The sequence below is a fragment of the Nonomuraea harbinensis genome, assembly GCF_019396385.1.
In the GTDB taxonomy this organism is placed as follows: Bacteria; Actinomycetota; Actinomycetes; order Streptosporangiales; family Streptosporangiaceae; genus Nonomuraea; species Nonomuraea ferruginea.
In genome coordinates this window covers 79,988-95,579 of sequence record NZ_JAHKRN010000008.1, presented here as the reverse complement: position 1 = coordinate 95,579, position 15,592 = coordinate 79,988, and the positions used below count along the sequence as shown (strand labels likewise).

General features: G+C 73.5%; 16 protein-coding genes. 8 read left to right on the top strand and 8 right to left on the bottom strand.

The window, feature by feature from the left end; all coding sequences use genetic code 11:
* Positions 1–14: 14 nt before the first annotated feature.
* Positions 15–767 (bottom strand): acyl-CoA thioesterase domain-containing protein, encoded by a 753-nt coding sequence (locus KME79_RS11005; protein WP_261808599.1) that lies wholly within the window; start codon positions 765–767, stop codon positions 15–17.
* Between the two features lie 83 nt (positions 768–850).
* Here KME79_RS11005 and KME79_RS11000 point away from each other — a divergent pair, with 83 nt between their 5' ends.
* Positions 851–1,642, top strand: coding sequence for a phosphotransferase (locus KME79_RS11000; RefSeq protein WP_219544340.1), 792 nt, complete (start codon positions 851–853; stop codon positions 1,640–1,642).
* 55 nt (positions 1,643–1,697) lie between these two features.
* A complete protein-coding gene (locus tag KME79_RS10995; RefSeq protein ID WP_148032044.1) occupies positions 1,698–2,129 on the top strand; it encodes a type II toxin-antitoxin system PemK/MazF family toxin in 432 nt (143 codons plus the stop codon).
* 24 nt (positions 2,130–2,153) lie between these two features.
* On the opposite strand, the gene KME79_RS10990 is transcribed toward KME79_RS10995, so the two are convergent.
* Genes KME79_RS10990 through KME79_RS10980 form a run of 3 tightly spaced genes read right to left on the bottom strand, consistent with a single transcriptional unit; the run spans position 2,154 to position 4,587 of the window.
* Complete coding sequence (locus KME79_RS10990) at positions 2,154–2,561, bottom strand: cupin domain-containing protein (RefSeq protein WP_148032045.1); 408 nt, start codon at positions 2,559–2,561, stop codon at positions 2,154–2,156.
* Positions 2,561–3,382: a phosphoenolpyruvate hydrolase family protein gene (locus tag KME79_RS10985; protein ID WP_219544339.1), complete on the bottom strand. Its 822-nt coding sequence runs from the start codon at positions 3,380–3,382 to the stop codon at positions 2,561–2,563. Before KME79_RS10985 ends, KME79_RS10990 begins: the two co-directional genes overlap by 1 nt.
* Positions 3,379–4,587, bottom strand: coding sequence for a Tm-1-like ATP-binding domain-containing protein (locus tag KME79_RS10980; RefSeq protein WP_219544338.1), 1,209 nt, complete (start codon positions 4,585–4,587; stop codon positions 3,379–3,381). Before KME79_RS10980 ends, KME79_RS10985 begins: the two co-directional genes overlap by 4 nt.
* Positions 4,588–4,621: 34 nt before the next feature.
* On the opposite strand from KME79_RS10980, the gene KME79_RS10975 reads away from it, so the two are divergent.
* The 5 genes from KME79_RS10975 (at position 4,622) to KME79_RS46895 (ending at position 8,932) form a co-directional block, all read left to right on the top strand.
* On the top strand, positions 4,622–5,980 hold the full coding sequence (locus KME79_RS10975) for an NAD(P)/FAD-dependent oxidoreductase (RefSeq protein WP_219544337.1): 1,359 nt from the start codon (positions 4,622–4,624) through the stop codon (positions 5,978–5,980).
* 111 nt (positions 5,981–6,091) lie between these two features.
* The gene (locus KME79_RS10970; RefSeq protein ID WP_219544336.1) at positions 6,092–6,754 is read left to right on the top strand and encodes a DUF3152 domain-containing protein; all 663 of its coding nucleotides are present in this window, start codon (positions 6,092–6,094) and stop codon (positions 6,752–6,754) included.
* 125 nt (positions 6,755–6,879) lie between these two features.
* Entirely contained in the window at positions 6,880–8,022 is a 1,143-nt protein-coding gene (locus KME79_RS10965; RefSeq protein ID WP_219544335.1) for an MBL fold metallo-hydrolase, read from the top strand.
* Positions 8,019–8,711 (top strand): pirin family protein, encoded by a 693-nt coding sequence (locus KME79_RS10960; RefSeq protein ID WP_308248873.1) that lies wholly within the window; start codon positions 8,019–8,021, stop codon positions 8,709–8,711. The genes KME79_RS10965 and KME79_RS10960 overlap by 4 nt, the downstream gene beginning before the upstream one ends.
* Positions 8,597–8,932 (top strand): pirin-like C-terminal cupin domain-containing protein, encoded by a 336-nt coding sequence (locus KME79_RS46895; RefSeq protein WP_308248872.1) that lies wholly within the window; start codon positions 8,597–8,599, stop codon positions 8,930–8,932. The genes KME79_RS10960 and KME79_RS46895 overlap by 115 nt, the downstream gene beginning before the upstream one ends.
* Positions 8,933–8,937: 5 nt before the next feature.
* Here KME79_RS46895 and KME79_RS10955 read toward each other — a convergent pair whose 3' ends face one another.
* The 4 genes from KME79_RS10955 to KME79_RS10940 form a co-directional block, all read right to left on the bottom strand.
* Positions 8,938–11,751, bottom strand: a complete 2,814-nt coding sequence (locus tag KME79_RS10955; protein ID WP_219544334.1) for an AbfB domain-containing protein — start codon at positions 11,749–11,751, stop codon at positions 8,938–8,940.
* Between the two features lie 160 nt (positions 11,752–11,911).
* Positions 11,912–12,400 (bottom strand): hypothetical protein, encoded by a 489-nt coding sequence (locus KME79_RS10950; RefSeq protein WP_219544333.1) that lies wholly within the window; start codon positions 12,398–12,400, stop codon positions 11,912–11,914.
* A gap of 209 nt (positions 12,401–12,609) precedes the next feature.
* A complete protein-coding gene (locus KME79_RS10945) occupies positions 12,610–13,620 on the bottom strand; it encodes a coiled-coil domain-containing protein (protein ID WP_261808601.1) in 1,011 nt (336 codons plus the stop codon).
* Positions 13,621–13,762: 142 nt separating this feature from the next.
* The gene (locus tag KME79_RS10940; RefSeq protein WP_246639637.1) at positions 13,763–14,947 is read right to left on the bottom strand and encodes an FAD-dependent oxidoreductase; all 1,185 of its coding nucleotides are present in this window, start codon (positions 14,945–14,947) and stop codon (positions 13,763–13,765) included.
* A gap of 86 nt (positions 14,948–15,033) precedes the next feature.
* On the opposite strand from KME79_RS10940, the gene KME79_RS10935 reads away from it, so the two are divergent.
* A complete protein-coding gene (locus KME79_RS10935) occupies positions 15,034–15,591 on the top strand; it encodes a DUF305 domain-containing protein (RefSeq protein WP_219544332.1) in 558 nt (185 codons plus the stop codon).
* The last annotated feature ends 1 nt before the right edge of the window (position 15,592 follow it).

Below are 15,592 nucleotides of genomic sequence, written 5' to 3'. Positions count from 1 at the left end.
AGCGACCCGCCTGATCAGCCGCGCAGCGGCACCGGGTTGGCCAGGGCGGTGACCACGCAGAACCCGAACGGGCCGGTGGTGTCGTGCAGGGTGACCTGGCCGGTGGCGACGCCGGCGGCGGCGACCCGGCCGGTGGCCTCCATGCCGATCAGCTCGCTCCCGGGCATCCGGGCGAGGGTGAGCGTGTAGTCGGCGTTGATGAAGGCGACGCCGCCCTCGGCCATGGAGGTGAGCGGGCTGGCGAAGTCGCCGGCGAGGGCCGTGCGCACGATCGGGGTGAGCTTCTCGTCGTCGACGAGCGGGCGGTCCTCGCGCATCCACAACCGCCGTTGGCCGGGCACCCACCACATCTCGAACGGCGGCTCCCAGCCCGTCGAGGGCTCCGGGGGGCCGTCGGGCGGGGTCTCGTCCCACGGGTCGGTGAGCACCGGCTGGTTCTCCGGCTGCTCGCTGGTGCGCAGCAGGACGGCGCTCACGCGGCCGATCACTCCCTGCTCGGTGCGGATCGTCGCGTCGGCCACCCGGATCCGCCGCCCGTCCCTGACGAGCGCGGTCTCGACCGTGACCGGCAGCATCGGGCTGTTGCGGAACAGGTCGACGGTGAGCCGGGCGACGTGCAGGTCGGGGTCGGCGTAGCGGGACTCGATGGCGCGGGCCGCCAGCCCGCCGAGCAGGCGGCCGTGCAGCATGCCCGGGGACCAGGGGCTGTGCGCGTGGGCGGCCGGGACGAACTCGGCGCCTTGGGAGGTGAAGAACGGGGACGTCACAGAACGAGATTCTAGAGGAGGGCCGCCGGGCCAGGTCGTGCCCGGCTCTTGAACATCCTCGCGAGGCGGCGAAGATCGGAGATATGACGGTCCTACCGCCCGCGGGCGTGCTCGCCGCATTCGGCCTTTCCGGCGTCCCCGAACCGCTGCCCGGTGGTGAGGGCCGCGCCGTACGGGTCGGCGGCGCGGTGCTGAAGCCGGTCGACGGCCGCGAGGAGGCCGAGTGGAGCGCCGGGTTGTTCGAGCGCCTGCCGCCGTCGGTGTCCTTCCGCGTCCCCCGGCCGATCAGGGCCGGTTCCGGCACGTACGTGGTCGGCGGGTGGACGGCGTCCGAGCTCCTCCCCGGCCGGACGGGAACCAGGAGGTGGGCGTCGCTGCTGGCGGTCGGCCGGGCCTTCCACGCGGCGTTGCGGGACGTGCCGCGCCCCGATCTGCTGGACCGGCGCGTACACCCGTGGGCCGTCGCGGACCGGGTGGCGTGGCAGGAGGCGGACGTCGCGCTCCGGGGGGACGCCGGGCCGATGCTGGCCGAGTTGCTCGGCCCGCTCGCGCCGGTCGCCGCGCCCGCCCAGCTCGTGCACGGCGACCTGACGGGCAACGTGCTCTTCCACCGGGGCAGCCCGCCCGCGGTGATCGACTTCTCCCCCTACTGGCGGCCCGCCCCTTACGCGGACGCGATCGTCGTCGCGGACGCCCTCCTCTACCACGACGCCGAACCGGACCTGGTGGACGCCATCGGCGAGGACGCGCCGCGCTGGCTCGCCCGCGCGCTGGCGTTCAGGCTCGTGGCGCTGGGCCTGCTCACCGAGGATCCCGCCCCCGATGAGCTGGCCCGCTTCGCCGCCGTCACCCGGCTGGCGAGAGCGCGCCTCTGACGATCCGGTGTGACCGCGGGTGCTGGGCGGGCGGGGCGGCCCGTAGAATCCGCGGGTGCGTGATATCGGAGAGGACCCGCGGCCCGTCAGGGGCGCCGTGCGGGAGGTGCGGTCCCTGCGGGAGGCCGCCACGCTGGCCTACTCGCCCGACCTCGACGGGCTCGCCGACCCAGGCGAGATCGTGTGGGCCTGGGTGCCGTACGAGGAGGACCCGTCGCGGGGCAAGGACCGGCCGCTGCTCGTGGTGGGCCGGAGCGGGCGCAGGCTGCTGGGCATGATGCTGTCCAGCCGGGGCGACGACGGCCCCGACTGGTACGAACTGGGCGCCTGGGGCCGCGACGGCAAGACCTCGTACGTCCGGCTGGACCGGGTGTTCGAGCTGGACGAGGACGACATCCGGCGCGAGGGCGCGGTGCTCGACGCCGACCGGTTCACGCGGCTGGCCGCGCTGCTGATGAGGACGTACGGGTGGGCCGCGGGACGGTGAGTCCCGCGGTGTTTCCCGCGGCGGTCAGGCGGGGCGCCAGGCGGGGATGTCCCCCGCCTGGTGGAGGTGGAAGTCGGGGGCGGCTTCCAGGGCCTTCTCCTCGCCGCCCGGCGTGTAGGTGACGATCAGGCGGAGCGGGCGCCAGGTCGTGTTGAACGTCGAATGGTAGACGCCCGCCGGGATGTGCACGGCGTCGCCCTCGCGGATCGGGAACTCCTCGCCGTCGCCCACCATCTGGCGGGCCTCGCCGGAGATCACGTACAGGACCTCCTCGGCGTCCGGGTGGTTGTGGCGGGCGTGGCCCATGCCGGGGTTGACGATGACCTCGCCCAGGGTGCTGCCCGCGCCGGCGATCGCCGACGGAGTGACGAACCACTTGATCGAGCCCCAGCCGAACGTCATCGTCGGGACCGCGTCGGGATTGATGAGCATCAGATCTCCAGGTTCTTGAAGGCGGCGACCTGCTCGGTGATGGCCCGCTCGGTGGGCAGGCGCTCGACGGAGGACGCGCCGAAGAAGCCGGCCACGCCCTTGGTGCGCGCGAGCACGTGCTGGGCGTCCTGCGGCTCGGCGATCGGCCCGCCGTGACACAGGACGAGGACGTCGGGCCGGACGGCGACGGCCGCGTCGCGCATCGCCTGCACGCGGGTCACGGCCTCGTCGAGGGTGAGCGAGGTGCCGGCGCCGATGCTGCCCTTGGTGGTCAGCCCGACATGCGGCACGAGCACGTCGGCCCCGGCCTCGGTCATGGCCCGCGCCTGGTCCTCGTCGAACACGTACGGCGCCGTCACCAGCTCCCGCTCGCGCGCCAGCCTGACCATCTCGACCTCGAGGTCGTACCCCATGCCGGTCTCCTCCAGGTTCTGCCGGAACACGCCGTCGTACAGACCGACCGTCGGGAAGTTCTGCACGCCGGCGAATCCCATGGCCTTGAGCTGGTCGAGGAAGCGCGGCATGACCCGGAACGGGTCGGTGCCGCAGACCCCGGCCAGCACCGGGGTGTCCTTCACCACGGGCAGCACCTCGGCGGCCATCTCGACCACGATCTGGTTGGCGTCGCCGTACGGGAGCAGCCCGGCGAGCGAGCCGCGCCCGGCCATCCGGTAGCGGCCGGAGTTGTAGATGATGATCAGGTCGACGCCGCCGGACTCCGCGCACTTGGCGGACAGCCCGGTGCCCGCGCCCGCGCCGATCACCGGCCTGCCCTCCGCGACGGTCGCGTGGAGCCGTTCGAGCACTGTCTGCCGGTTCACCGCTTGCCTCCGATCATCTCGTGGAGCCGGTCGGCCATCGCCCGCCCGAACTCCGGGTCGTTGATGTGCAGGTCGAGCCGCACGGTCGAGGGGAAGGACGCAAGGGCGGCGAAGCAGGCCCCGTCCGCCTCCGGGTCGTGGAAGGGCATGCCCTCGGCGTCGAGCGCGGACACCCCCTTGAGCGGCACGAACAGCTCGGCCGGCCCGCTCGCCCCGGCCAGCTTGGCCGCCACCCTGCGGCCCAGCTCGGCCATCTCCTCCGGGGTGGTGCGCATGAGGGTCACCGTGGGGTTGTGTACGTACAGGTTGCGGCGGCCGAACCGCTCGGGGACGGTGTCGCGCGGCCCGAAGTTGACCATGTCGAGGGCTCCGGGCGCGACCACCTGCGGCACGCCGTGCCGTCCGGCGGCGGTCAGCCGGTCGGGCCCGGCCGACAGCACGCCCCCCACCAGGTCGTCGGCCAGCTCGGTGGTGGTCAGGTCGAGCACCCCGGCGAGCATGCCGCTTGCGGCGAGCCCTTCCATGGCGCGGCCGCCGGCCCCGGTGGCGTGGAACACCAGCACCTCGTACCCGAGCTCGCGCAGCCGCTCGCGGGCGGCGTCGACGGCGGGCGTGGTCACCCCGAACATGGTGGCCCCGACGAGCGGCCGGTCGCCCTCGGCGGCCCGCTGCTCCCGGTAGGCGGCGGCCATCCCGGCGGCCGCGGCGGCGGCGTTGCCGAGGATCGCCCGGGACAGCCGGTTGACGCCCGCGATGTCGACGACGCTGTACATGAGCGTGACGTCCTTCGCTCCCACGTACGGGGACACGTCGCCGGACGCCATGGTGGAGACGATCAGCTTGGGCAGGCCGATCGGCAGGTCGCGGACGGCCCTCGCGGCGATCGACGACCCGCCGCTGCCGCCCACGGCCAGGACGGCGGAGACCCGCCCCGCCGCGTGCAGCTCTTCCAGCACCGCCGCCGCGCCCTCGCCCATCGCGGTGACCGTCGCCCCCCGGTCACCGGCCGCGCGCAGGGCTTCCAGGTCGGCGCCGGCGGCGGCCGCGACCCGGTCGTTCGGGTGGTCGACGGGGTACGGCACGCCCGGGTCTCCGGTGCCCGCGTCGATCACCACGACTTCCTGGCCCAGCTCGGTCAGCCGGTCGCGCAGCCATCCGTATTCCTCGCCCTTGGTGTCGAGGGTGCCGATGAGTACGACTGTCATCCTCCGACGTTAACCCGGATGGGATCATGGGGGCATGCGTGTCGTGGTCATCGGGAGTGGCATCGTCGGGGCCGCCGCGGCTCACCGGCTGAGCGGGCGCGGCGTGCCGGTGACGGTGGTGGACGGGGCGTACCCGGGGCAGGCCACCCAGGCGGGGGCCGGGATCGTGTGCCCGTGGGTGGACCATCCGGACGACGAGGACTGGTACCGGCTGACCCGCGAGGGCGCCCGCCACTACCCGGGGCTGGTGTCGTCACTCGGCGAGTCCCCGGGGTACGCGCGGGTGGGCGCGCTCCTGGTCGCCGGCGAGCCCTCCGACCTGGAGCCGGTGCGCGCCCTGCTGGCCCGGCGGCACGCGGAGGCGCCGGAGATGGGGGACGTGGTGGACGTGGCGGCGCCGTCCGCCCTGTTCCCTCCCCTGGCGGAGGACCTGAGCGCGCTCGTGGTGCCGGGCGCGGCGCGCGTGGACGGGCGGGCGGTGCGGGACGCCCTCCTGCGCGCGGCCCTCCGGCAGGGGGCGGAGCTGCGTACGGGCACGGCGACGCTCACCTCGGACGGCGGGGTGCTGGTGCGCGAGGTCCGTGAGGCGGACTCCCGCGGGCGCGTCACGGGGGTGTCCGGGGCTCCGGGCGACCGGGAATCCTGGCGTCAGGCCACCCCGGGTTCCCCCCAAGATCCGCCTTCCGCGCACGGAACGCATCCGGCGTCCGAGGCATCTCCGTACGGGGCCGCCCGCGACGCCGCCGCAGGCGCCCCACCCGAACCCCGATCACCGTACGGGGACGAGCCGGAGGCCACGCTTACGGCGGGCACCCCACCCGAACCTCGCTCACCGTACGGGGACGAGCCGGGGGTGGGCGGTGAGGGGACGCTGGTCGAGGCCGACGTGGTGATCGTGGCCGCCGGGGCGTGGAGCGGGGAGGTGTGCCGGGGGCTCGGAGTGGAACTGCCGGTGTTCCCGCGCCGGGGGCAGATCGTGCACGTGACGCTGGAGGGCGTGGACACCTCGGGGTGGCCGATCGTGCTGCCCCACGTCGGGCCGTACCTGCTGGGGTTCCCGGGCTCGCGGGTGGTGGTGGGGGCGACGATCGAGGACGTGGGGTTCGCGCCGCGGGTCACCATGGGCGGCCTGGACGAGGTGCTCCGTGCGGGCCTCCGGGTGGCGCCCGGCCTCTCCGAAGCGACGGTGACGGAGACCAGGGTGGGGTTGCGGCCGGTGCACGCGCCGGGCCCGCCGCTCATCGGACCGGTGAACGACCGGGTGATCGTGGCTACAGGCCTGGGCGCGTACGGCCTGACAGCAGGCCCTTTCACCGGGCAGGTGGCGGCCGGACTGGCACTGGGCGAGAATCCACCCCTCGACCTCCGCCCGTACCACCCCCGGCTCCACTGACCCCAGCCCTGGTTCCCTGAGGGCTGGCGGTGTGGCCGGGTGCCGGTACGGGGGTGACCGTCGTGGGTACGATCCGGGACCTCCCCCGCGTGTGGTCGTGGGGAGGCGTCGTTGCGCGCGTTGGTGGTGCTGCTCGTCGTGGTGGCGGGGTGTGCCGTGTCGGTCCCGTCGAAGCCTCCGCCGTCTCCTCCGGGGACGAGCGCGCCGCCGCCGAGCGCGCCGCCGCGTGCGGAGCCCGAGGTGCCGCGGCGGGCGTCGGGGAGGTACGAGGTGGTCCCGGGCGGCGCGATGGCGAGGCGGGGACGGGGGAAGGTGATCCGCTACCTGGTGGAGGTCGAGCGGGGGCTGCCGTTCGGGACGCGGGCGTTCGCGGCGGAGGTGCACAGGACGCTCAACGACCCGCGCGGCTGGGGCCGGTTCCGGCGGGTGGACGGGCCGCCGGTGCGGTTGCGGGTCGCGCTGTCCAGCCCGAAGCTCACCGACCGCGAGTGCGTGCCGCTGCGGACCAGCGGCGACCTGTCCTGCTGGAACGGCTCCCGCTCGGTCATCAACGCGCGCCGCTGGGCCGAGGGCGTCCCGCAGTACGGCGGCGACCTGGCCGCCTACCGCCGGTATCTGATCAACCACGAGGTGGGGCACGCGCTCGGCCACCGCCACGCCAGGTGCCCGAGACGCGGCCGGCTCGCGCCGGTGATGGCGCAGCAGTCGAAGTCGTTGCACGGCTGCCGCCCGAACCCGTGGCCGCACCCGGAGCGTGGCCGCGAGGAGCGTTGACGTGGAGAGCACGGCGGCGGTGCGGTCGGCGCGCTCCGATCTTCCGCGATCTATCGTACCGATAGGGAACATCGGGGCTCTCCCGCCGGGTTGACGCGGGAGGACGTTTTCCAGGGGGTGTGAGCATGGCGGGTTTCCGGACGGCACGGCGCGTGCTGGCGGGTGGCGCGGTCCTGGCGGCCGCGGGCTGGGCGCTGCGCCGGGTGCCCGCGGAGCTGGGGCTGCGGCCCCTGGGCTCCGGGCCGGTCCGAGCGGGCCGGATGCGGCGCTCGCCGCAGTTCCGTGACGGTGTCTTCTTCAACCGGATGCCGGAACCGGTCACGTTGATGACCGCGCCGCCGGTCGGCGCGATCGCCGGGCTGCTCAGGAACAAGGAGCTGCGCCGGCCGCCCGGCCCCGTCCCGGTGCTGGCGCCGCCGTCCGGTGAGCCCGCTGCCGGCGGGCTGCGCGCGACCTGGTACGGGCACGCCTCGACGCTGGTGGAGATCGAGGGCAGGCGGGTGCTGCTCGACCCGGTGTGGAGCCGGCGGCCGTCTCCGTCGCAGCTGGTCGGGCCGAAGCGGCATCATCCGGTGCCGGTGCCGATCGGCGGGCTGCCCCAGGTCGACGCCGTGGTGATCTCGCACGACCACTACGACCATCTCGACATGGCCACGGTGCGTGCGCTCACCCACACCCAGAAGGCGCCGTTCCTGGTCCCTCTGGGCATCGGCGCCCATCTGGAGCTCTGGGGCGTGCCGGCGTACCGGATCATCGAGCTCGACTGGGACGAGGAGGCGGAGGTGGCCGGGCTGCGGTTCACGGCCACCGCCGCCCGCCACTTCTCCGGCCGGTCGTTCACCCGCAACGACACGCTGTGGGGGTCGTGGGTGGTGGCCGGGGCCGCCAGGCGGGTCTTCTACGCGGGCGACTCGGGATACTTCCAGGGCTACCGGGGCATCGGCGCCGCCCACGGGCCGTTCGACCTGACGATCATGCCGATCGGCGCCTACAGCCCGTCCTGGCCGGACATCCACATGACCCCGGAGGAGGCGGTGACGGCCACCGTCGACCTCGGCGGGAGGCTGATGCTGCCGGTGCACTGGGCGACGTTCACGCTGGCGCCGCACCCGTGGGCCGAGCCGGTCGACCGGCTGTGGCACGAGGCCAAGGCACGTGACGTGCCTTTCGTGGTGCCCAGGCCCGGTGAGGCCGTCGACACCGTGGACATCCCCGCCGTCGACACCTGGTGGGAGATGCTGGGCCCGGCCCGTACAGTCGGGGGGTGAGCAACCTGGAACCGGACCCCTCCGAGATCCTCTGCGGCCCCGGCGGCGGCGCGGGCGGCGAGACGCTGGAAGGGCGCGCGGTGCCGCTCGGCGGCCCGCGTGCCATGACCGTGACGCGGACACTCCCCCACGTGCACCGGCGCATGATCGGCGCCTGGTGCTTCGTCGACGCCTACGGCCCGGAGCAGGCGGAGATGCGGGTCGCGCCGCACCCGCACACCGGCCTGCAGACCGTGAGCTGGCTGGTGGCCGGCGAGGTGCTGCACCGCGACAGCCTGGGCAGCCTCCAGGCGATCCGGCCCGGCAGTCTCAACCTCATGACCGCCGGGCGCGGCATCTCCCACTCCGAGGAGTCGCGGCTGGGCACGCTGCACGGGGTGCAGCTGTGGGTGGCGCTGCCCGGCGGGCACCGGGAGGTCGCGCCCGCCTTCGAGCACCACGCCGTGCTGCCCGTGCTGTCAGGGCCCGCTACGCGGCCACCGTGTTCATGGGCGCGCTGGGCGGGGTCCGCTCGCCGGCGACCGCGTACAGCCCGCTCGTGGGGGCGGAGATCGCGGTCGACGGTGACGCCGAGGTGCCGCTCGATCCCGCGTACGAGCACGGGCTGCTGCTGCTCGACGGCGAGGTCGCCGCGCTGCCGCCGGGGCCGCTGCTGTACGTGCCGCCGGGCCGCGAGGTCGTGCGGCTGAGCGGCGCCGGGCGGGTGCTGCTCGTCGGCGGCGAGCCGTTCGCCGAGGAGATCGTCATGTGGTGGAACTTCGTCGGCCGGAGCCACGACGAGATCACCGCCTTCCGCAAGGAGTGGATGGAGGGCGACGGGTTCGGCACGGTGCGCGGCTACGACGGCGCGCCGCTGCCCGCTCCCGCGCTGCCCGGCACGCGGCTCAAGGCCAGAGGCCGGGTTCGCTAGGCCGTTCACGGGGCCCACGGCGCGGCCAGCTGCCACGTGCTGTCGGCCGTCAGCGTCTGCGGGCGGTTCCACGCGGTTCCCGTGCCGTTCGCCGACCACACCTCCGCTTGGTAGTGCCGCAGGTACGAGCCCGGATAGTTGATCGATTCGAGGGTCACGCCGTCGCCCTGCAGGCCGGGCCGGGCGCACCAGGTCGCGTCCTGGGCGAACAGCGCGCTTCCGTCGTTCGCGTCCATGCGCACGCGCGAGCTCGCGTGGCGGAGGAACCGTCCCGGGTAGTTGACCGACTCGAAGGCGTAGCAGCTGGAGTCGGCGAGCCCGCGGCGGATGGTCCACGTGGCGTCGTTCTTCAGCAGCGCGCCGCTGCCGGAGTTGACCACCGCGGTGGACGCCAGGCTGTCGGCGTGCCGCAGGTAGCGGTCGGTGAAGCCCCAGGTCCGCACCTGCAGCGACCGGCGCGCGTCCACGGGGAGATCGGCGGAGCTGCGCCACAGGGCGGGGGCGCTGACGTCCCAGGTGGCGTCGGCGTCGAAGGTGGCGCCGCCGTCGAAGGGGTTGGGGCCGCTCGGCCTGGCCAGGTAGACGTTGTCCGAATGGTGCCGCAGGAACGCCCCGGGGAAGTTCAGCGATTCGAACGAGGCGCCCGTGCCGGTCCGGCCGGGGCGCGCGCACCAGGTGGCGTCCGCGGCGAACGACCCGCCGGTGTTCGCGTCGAGCCGCACCACCGAGTTCGCGTGCCGCAGGTAGCGGCCGGGGAGGTTGACCGACTCGAACGAGTGGCAGCGGGCGTCGGCCAGGCCGGGCACGGCGCGGAACGACGCGTCCCTGCGGGCGAGGTCGGGGCTCGTCGTGGTGATCACGTCGGTGCGCGCGACGGAGTCGGCGTGCCGCAGGTAGCGGCCGGTGTGGCCGGGGGTCGTCACGCGGAACGAGCGCACGTGGCCGGCCGTCAGCCGCGGCGTCGCGTTCTCGTTCGCGGCGGCGGCCAGGAGGTCCCGGTGGGCGGCGCGCACCTGGTTCGTGTCGACCTTCTGGACCCGGCGGTCGTAGGTCATCAGGCCGTTGTACTCGCCTTCCAGGTCGGTGATCTCGGTGTAGACGGACCCGCTCAGGCCCTTTTTGGTGACCAGCTCCCGCAGGTCGCGGACCATGCCGGTGTAGCGGTCGCCGAGCTGCGCGCCGCTGGTCAGGTGCTCGTAGGCGAAGAAGCCGCCGTGCGGGCTGTACTCGTGACCCGGCGTGCGCAGGCCGAGGCCGCCGAACTCGCCCAGGATCGAGACGCGGGTGGAGGAGGGCGCGGGAGCGTCCGGGCCCGTGTACACGTGCCAGTCGATCATGTCGCCGTTGCCCGGGTCGCCCAGCGAGTTGCAGCAGTTGAACCCGCTGTGCCCGTTGACCAGGCGGGTCGGGTCCTGGTTCTTGACGTTCTGGATGACGCGGCGGGTGTCGGCGAGGTTCCACTCGCCCCAGCCCTCGTTGAACGGGACGTAGGCGACGACCGCGGGTGAGCTGCGGTGCTCGTCGACGATCTCCCGCGCCTCGGTCTCGAACTGCTGCGCGTGCGCGGGGGTGATGTTCCTGTTGGACGCCTGCATCGACGGGATGTCCTGCCACACCAGCAGGCCGAGCCGGTCGGCGTGGTAGTACCACCGCTGGGGCTCGACCTTGATGTGCTTGCGCACCATGGTGAAGCCGAGCTCCTTGTGCTTCCGCAGGTCGAAGGCGAGCGCCGCGTCCGTGGGCGCGGTGTAGAGGCCGTCCGGCCAGTAGCCCTGGTCGAGCGTGCCGAGGTGGTAGACGAACTCGCCGTTGAGCGTGGGCCGCAGCACCCCGTTGACGAGCCGCTTGCCGACCTCGCGCATGCCGAAGTAGTGCGTGGTCCGGTCGACGGTCCGCCCGGCGCCGTCGCGCAGCGAGATCCGCAGGTCGTACAGGAACGGGTCGTCGGGCGTCCATCGGCGGGCGTTCGGGACGGGCACGCGGAACTCGGTGAACGCGCCGGTGGCGGCGCCGACGACGGTGGTGCCGTCCAGGGCTTCGGCGAGCACGGAGTGCCCGCTGACGTTCCCGCGCGTGAACACGCGCACCCGGAGCGTGTCGTCGCTCAGGCTGGGGTACGTGTCGACGCTGGAGATGGACGACGGGGGCGTCGGCTCCAGCCACACGGTCTGCCAGATGCCGGACACGGGCGTGTAGAAGATGGCCGACGGGTCGCGGGTCTGCTTGCCGATGACCGGGTGGCTGCCGTTGTGGCCGGAGTCGGTCGGGTCGTACACCTTGACGATCAGCTCGTTCGCGCCGCCGTTGAGCGCGTCGGTGATGTCGAACTCGAAGCGGTCGTAGCCGCCCCGGTGGGTGCCCATCGCCCGGCCGTTGACCCAGACCGACGCTTCCCAGTCGACCGCGCCGAAGTGCAACTGCACCCGGCGGCCCTGCCAGGCGGCCGGGACCGTGAACGTCCGGCGGTAGAAGAGGTAGTGGCGGTCGTCGCCGGCGGCGCGCATCACGCCCGACAGGGCGGACTCGACCGCGAACGGGACGTTGACGCGCTCCGGCAGGGTGACGCCGAACTGCGGCGCGCCGTCAGTCGCCGACTGCCTCAGCTGCCACTCGCCGTTGAGGTTCAGCCAGTCGGGCCGGGTCATCTGCGGGCGGGGGTACTCCGGTAAGGGCGTGCCGACGAGGGCCTGGCTCGTCCACGGGGTCGACAGCGGGGGCGGCTTGGCGGGCGCCGCGTGGGCGGGCTGGGCGGCGAGCGGCAGCCCGGCGAGGAGGGCGAGCAGGAGCGCGAACGCCCTGGCGCGATGGTGGGTCTTCATGGATATCTCCGTTGGGGGGTGAGGAGACGGCCGGATCGGAGCGGCAGTGGCCGGCAGCCCGACATGACGTATACGTACACCTTGGTGCGCGCCACGGCACCCCCGGTCATGGAAGAAGGCCCGCTCGGGCGAGCGGGCCTTCTTCGTCGCGGTCGTCTGATCAGATGGTGACCTGGTGCCAGGCGCCCCGCTTGGTGAGGTTGTTGCTGTAGTAGCCGATCTGGCTGACGCGGATGCGGACCTTGTCCACGTTGTGCTTCCAGAACGTGAAGTTCTTCACGTGGCCGGCGTTGCACAGCTTGTAGGCCCCGGCCGCGTCCCACTTCCAGTTCGGCTGGTAGAGGTGGTGGACCCGGATCTGCACGAACGCGCACTTGCCGCCCTGCTGCAGGGTGCGGAAGTCCAGGTCGTACAGCTTGCCCTTGATCCGGACGTCGTTCTGGGTGTGGGCCGGGTTCCAGTTGGCCTTGACGGTGCCCTTGGCCTTGGCCTTGAAGTTGCTGGAGTAGTAGGAACCCCAGTTCTGCGTCGGCGGGTTCATGATCAGGGGCTGCGGGTCTGTCGAGGCGGCGGCCGGGGCGCCCATGACCACGGCGGTGGCGGCGGAGGCGGCGGCGAGCGTGAGAACGGTGCGAAGCGAGCGGCGCATGACTTCTCCTTGAGGGATGAGTGCTCCCCGGGCTTCTCCCGGGGGCCCCGTGTGCTGTCGGGGTGTGCACCACCTTGATAAGGCCGACCGCCTGCCGGACGCTTGCTCGTGCGATGCCGCGCGCCTGCAGCGCACTGTATCCGTGGTTGCAAGCGCTGACTTACCGCGTTTTCCCGGCCGTCCCGGCTTCGACGGCGAGGAAAGCGCGGCTAGTAGACCGAGATGTGCGGGTGGTCGTAGTGGTTGGCCGTGGTGCCGCCGCGGTCGGTCATCACGCGCCAGGAACCCGTCCTGACGTGCCAGATCCGCTGCCGGTAGATGATGTACATGATGCCGAGGCGCCGGGCGTTCTTGATGGCCCATTCGGCGATCGCGTGGCCGCGCTGGACCTCGGCCGGTGAGGGGAAGGCGCCGCCCCGGCTGAGCATGAAGTCGCAGGCGCGGCCCAGGGGATGCTCGCCGCCGTCCTGGATGGGCCGGTAGCAGCCGATGCCCGGCCCCGTCCCGAAGCGTCGCTCGATGAGCGACTTGACCAGCCGCATGCGCGGGGTGACGTTGTCGGACCCGTCGGGGAGCTGTGGCAGGAACGTGCCGTCGGAGCGGCGGCCGGGCGCCTTGTGCAGCTGGTCGATCTTGTCCCGGATCTTCTCGATCGTGGCTTCGGCCTTCTCGCGCCGGCCGGCGAGGTCCTTCACGGTGGCGTCCAGCTCGTCGGCGCGGGCCTCCGCCTCCTCCTTGGCCTGCCGGTGGCCGTCGCGCACCCGGGCGAAGCCCGACAGCTTGGCGTGCTGCTCGTCGGCGAGGTGCCGGGTGAGCGCCAGCCTGCGGATCAGGCCGCCCCGGTCCTCGACGCCGGTGAGCAGCGCCATGTTCTCGGACCCGCCGGTCATGTACTGGGTGATCGCCATGGCGCGCAGCTCGGTGGCGTGCCGGTCGAACACCTCCTGGGATCCGGCCAGCTTCTCACGGGCGGCCTTCTCGGCCTTCTCCGCCTGCTGCTGCTCCCGGCGGCCGTGGTAGTAGTCCTCGATCAGCTTGTCCGACTCCTTCTGGAGTGCGGCCAGCTCCTTCTCCAGCTTCTTGACCGAGGGCTTCGGGTCCGCGAGCGCCGTCAGCGGGACCGCCGCGGTCAGGCCCGGGCAGAGGGCCGTCAGGAGGGCCGTCGTGCCCAGAACTCGGAGGAGGCCGCGCCGCCTGCCGGCGGAGGACGCAACGGCCACGCTTCTCCTTCGCCACGTGGTGCAGGACGCGTTTCCGGGCCTGGACTGCACGGGCCGGTCGCGCCCACTATCGAGGCAAAATAGTAGGGGATCTTTCGCTCACCTGTGGCCAATCATGATTTATCCGCATCAGATGTGGTGCTCAGGCGGCGGCTCTGGTGAGGAGCCGGTCGACCGCGCGGGCCACCTCCCGGCCGGCCCGGTTGGCGCCGATCGTGCTCGCGGAGGGCCCGTATCCGACCAGGTGCAGGCGAGGCTCCCGGACCGCGCGGGTGCCGTCGACCTTGATGCCGCCGCCCGGCTCCCTCAGCCGGAGGGGCGCCAGGTGGTCCAGGGCCGACCGGAAGCCGGTGGCCCAGACGATCACGTCGGCTTCCTCGTACCGTCCGCCGGGCCAGACCACGCCGCCGGGGGTGATCCGCTCGAACATCGGCCACCGGCGCAGCGCGCCCGCCTCCAGCGCCTGCCGGACGACGGGGGTGGCGCCGAGGCCGGTCACGCTGACCACGCTCCGCGGCGGCAGGCCGGCGCGGACCCGGGCCTCGACCTGGGCCACCGCCTCGCGCCTGGCCCGCTCACCGAAGTCGTCGCCCCGCAGGTCGGGCGGCCGGCGCGTCACCCAGAACGTCTCACTCGCGACCCCCGCCAGCTCCGCCAGCACGTGCGCGGCCGAGTGGCCGCCGCCCACCACGACCACCCGCAGCCCGGCGAACTCGGCGGGCCCGCGATAGGAGACGTAGTGCAGCTGCCGGCCGCGGAAATCCGCGGCGCCCGGATAGTAAGGCCGGTACGGGCGCGTCCACGTGCCGGTGGCGTTGACCACGGCACGCGCGGCCCACCCGGCGACCTCCCCCGTACGCGGTGACCCGGACAACGTCAACCCGGCGCGAGAGGACGGGCCCGTGGCGGCACCGGCCGACGCCGCGTCGGTGCCGGAGGTCGCGGCGGTGCCGAGGCGTGCGGTGATCAGGAGGCGGTCGGCGGGGCCCGGCTCGACGGCGGTGACCTTGGCGGGGCGGCGCACGTCCAGGCCGAGCTCCCGCTCGTAGGTGGCGTAGTAGGCGGGCACGACGGATGCGGCGGGCCGGTCGTCGCCGTCGCGGGCCGGGTCGCGCCGGACACCGGGCAGGTCGAAGACGCCGTGGACCTTGTCCATGGTGAGCGTGGGCGAGCGGTGCCGCCACGCGCCGCCGGGCCCGTCGTCCGCGTCCAGGACCAGCGGGTCGTAGCCGAACCGGCGCAGGAAGTAGGCGCTGGACAGCCCCGCCTGCCCGGCGCCGATCACCACCACGTCGACCTCGTCCACGTCGACCTCGTTCATGTCCATGCCAACCATCCGCGCGAGCCGGCTCTTCCCCGCTGGTCGTCTACTCTGAGAGAGCGCTCTCACGTCCGTCGTCGTCAGGAGAGTCCATGCGGTGTCCCCCGGCGTGCGCGGCCCTGCTCGCCGCCTTCCTGATCACCTCGTGCGGCACGGGCGGGCACGCGGGACACGCTCCCCCGCCCACCCCCGTGGCGTCGGCGAGCGGGTTCAACGGCACCGACGCCGCGTGGCTGCAGCTCATGATCCCGATGGCCGGGCGCGCGCTCCCGATGCTGGACCTGGGCGCCAGGCGCGGTTCCACGCCGGAGGTGCGGGAGCTGGCGGCGTCGCTGGCCGGGGCGCACCGCGACGAGCTGGACCGGCTGCGCGAGCTGCGCGCCGCGGCGGGGCTGCCGGACGTGAACGTGCACGAGGGGCACGACATGCCCGGCATGGCGACGGCGGCCCGGCTCGACGCCATGCGCGGGGCCCGCGGGAAGGCGTTCGACCGGCTGTTCCTGGAGAGCGTGCGCGCGCATCTGGACCAGTCGGTCAAGGTGACCCGCGGCGAGCGGGACTCGGGCGCGGACCCGCGAGCCCTGGCCATGGCCGCCGACCTCGAACGGACGCGCACCGAGCAGCTGAAGGCGCTGTCCGCCGTGGAGTGAC

What these genes read in the sequence shown, in the direction of transcription:
- KME79_RS10965 (WP_219544335.1), top strand. Translation starts at nt 6,880, where the DNA reads ATGGCGGGTTTCCGGACGGCACGGCGCGTGCTGGCGGGTGGCGCGGTC.
- KME79_RS10955 (WP_219544334.1), bottom strand. Translation starts at nt 11,751, where the DNA reads ATGAAGACCCACCATCGCGCCAGGGCGTTCGCGCTCCTGCTCGCCCTC.
- KME79_RS10980 (WP_219544338.1), bottom strand. Translation starts at nt 4,587, where the DNA reads ATGACAGTCGTACTCATCGGCACCCTCGACACCAAGGGCGAGGAATAC.
- KME79_RS10950 (WP_219544333.1), bottom strand. Translation starts at nt 12,400, where the DNA reads ATGCGCCGCTCGCTTCGCACCGTTCTCACGCTCGCCGCCGCCTCCGCC.
- KME79_RS10940 (WP_246639637.1), bottom strand. Translation starts at nt 14,947, where the DNA reads ATGGACATGAACGAGGTCGACGTGGACGAGGTCGACGTGGTGGTGATC.
- KME79_RS10990 (WP_148032045.1), bottom strand. Translation starts at nt 2,561, where the DNA reads ATGCTCATCAATCCCGACGCGGTCCCGACGATGACGTTCGGCTGGGGC.
- KME79_RS11000 (WP_219544340.1), top strand. Translation starts at nt 851, where the DNA reads ATGACGGTCCTACCGCCCGCGGGCGTGCTCGCCGCATTCGGCCTTTCC.
- KME79_RS10935 (WP_219544332.1), top strand. Translation starts at nt 15,034, where the DNA reads ATGCGGTGTCCCCCGGCGTGCGCGGCCCTGCTCGCCGCCTTCCTGATC.
- KME79_RS10975 (WP_219544337.1), top strand. Translation starts at nt 4,622, where the DNA reads ATGCGTGTCGTGGTCATCGGGAGTGGCATCGTCGGGGCCGCCGCGGCT.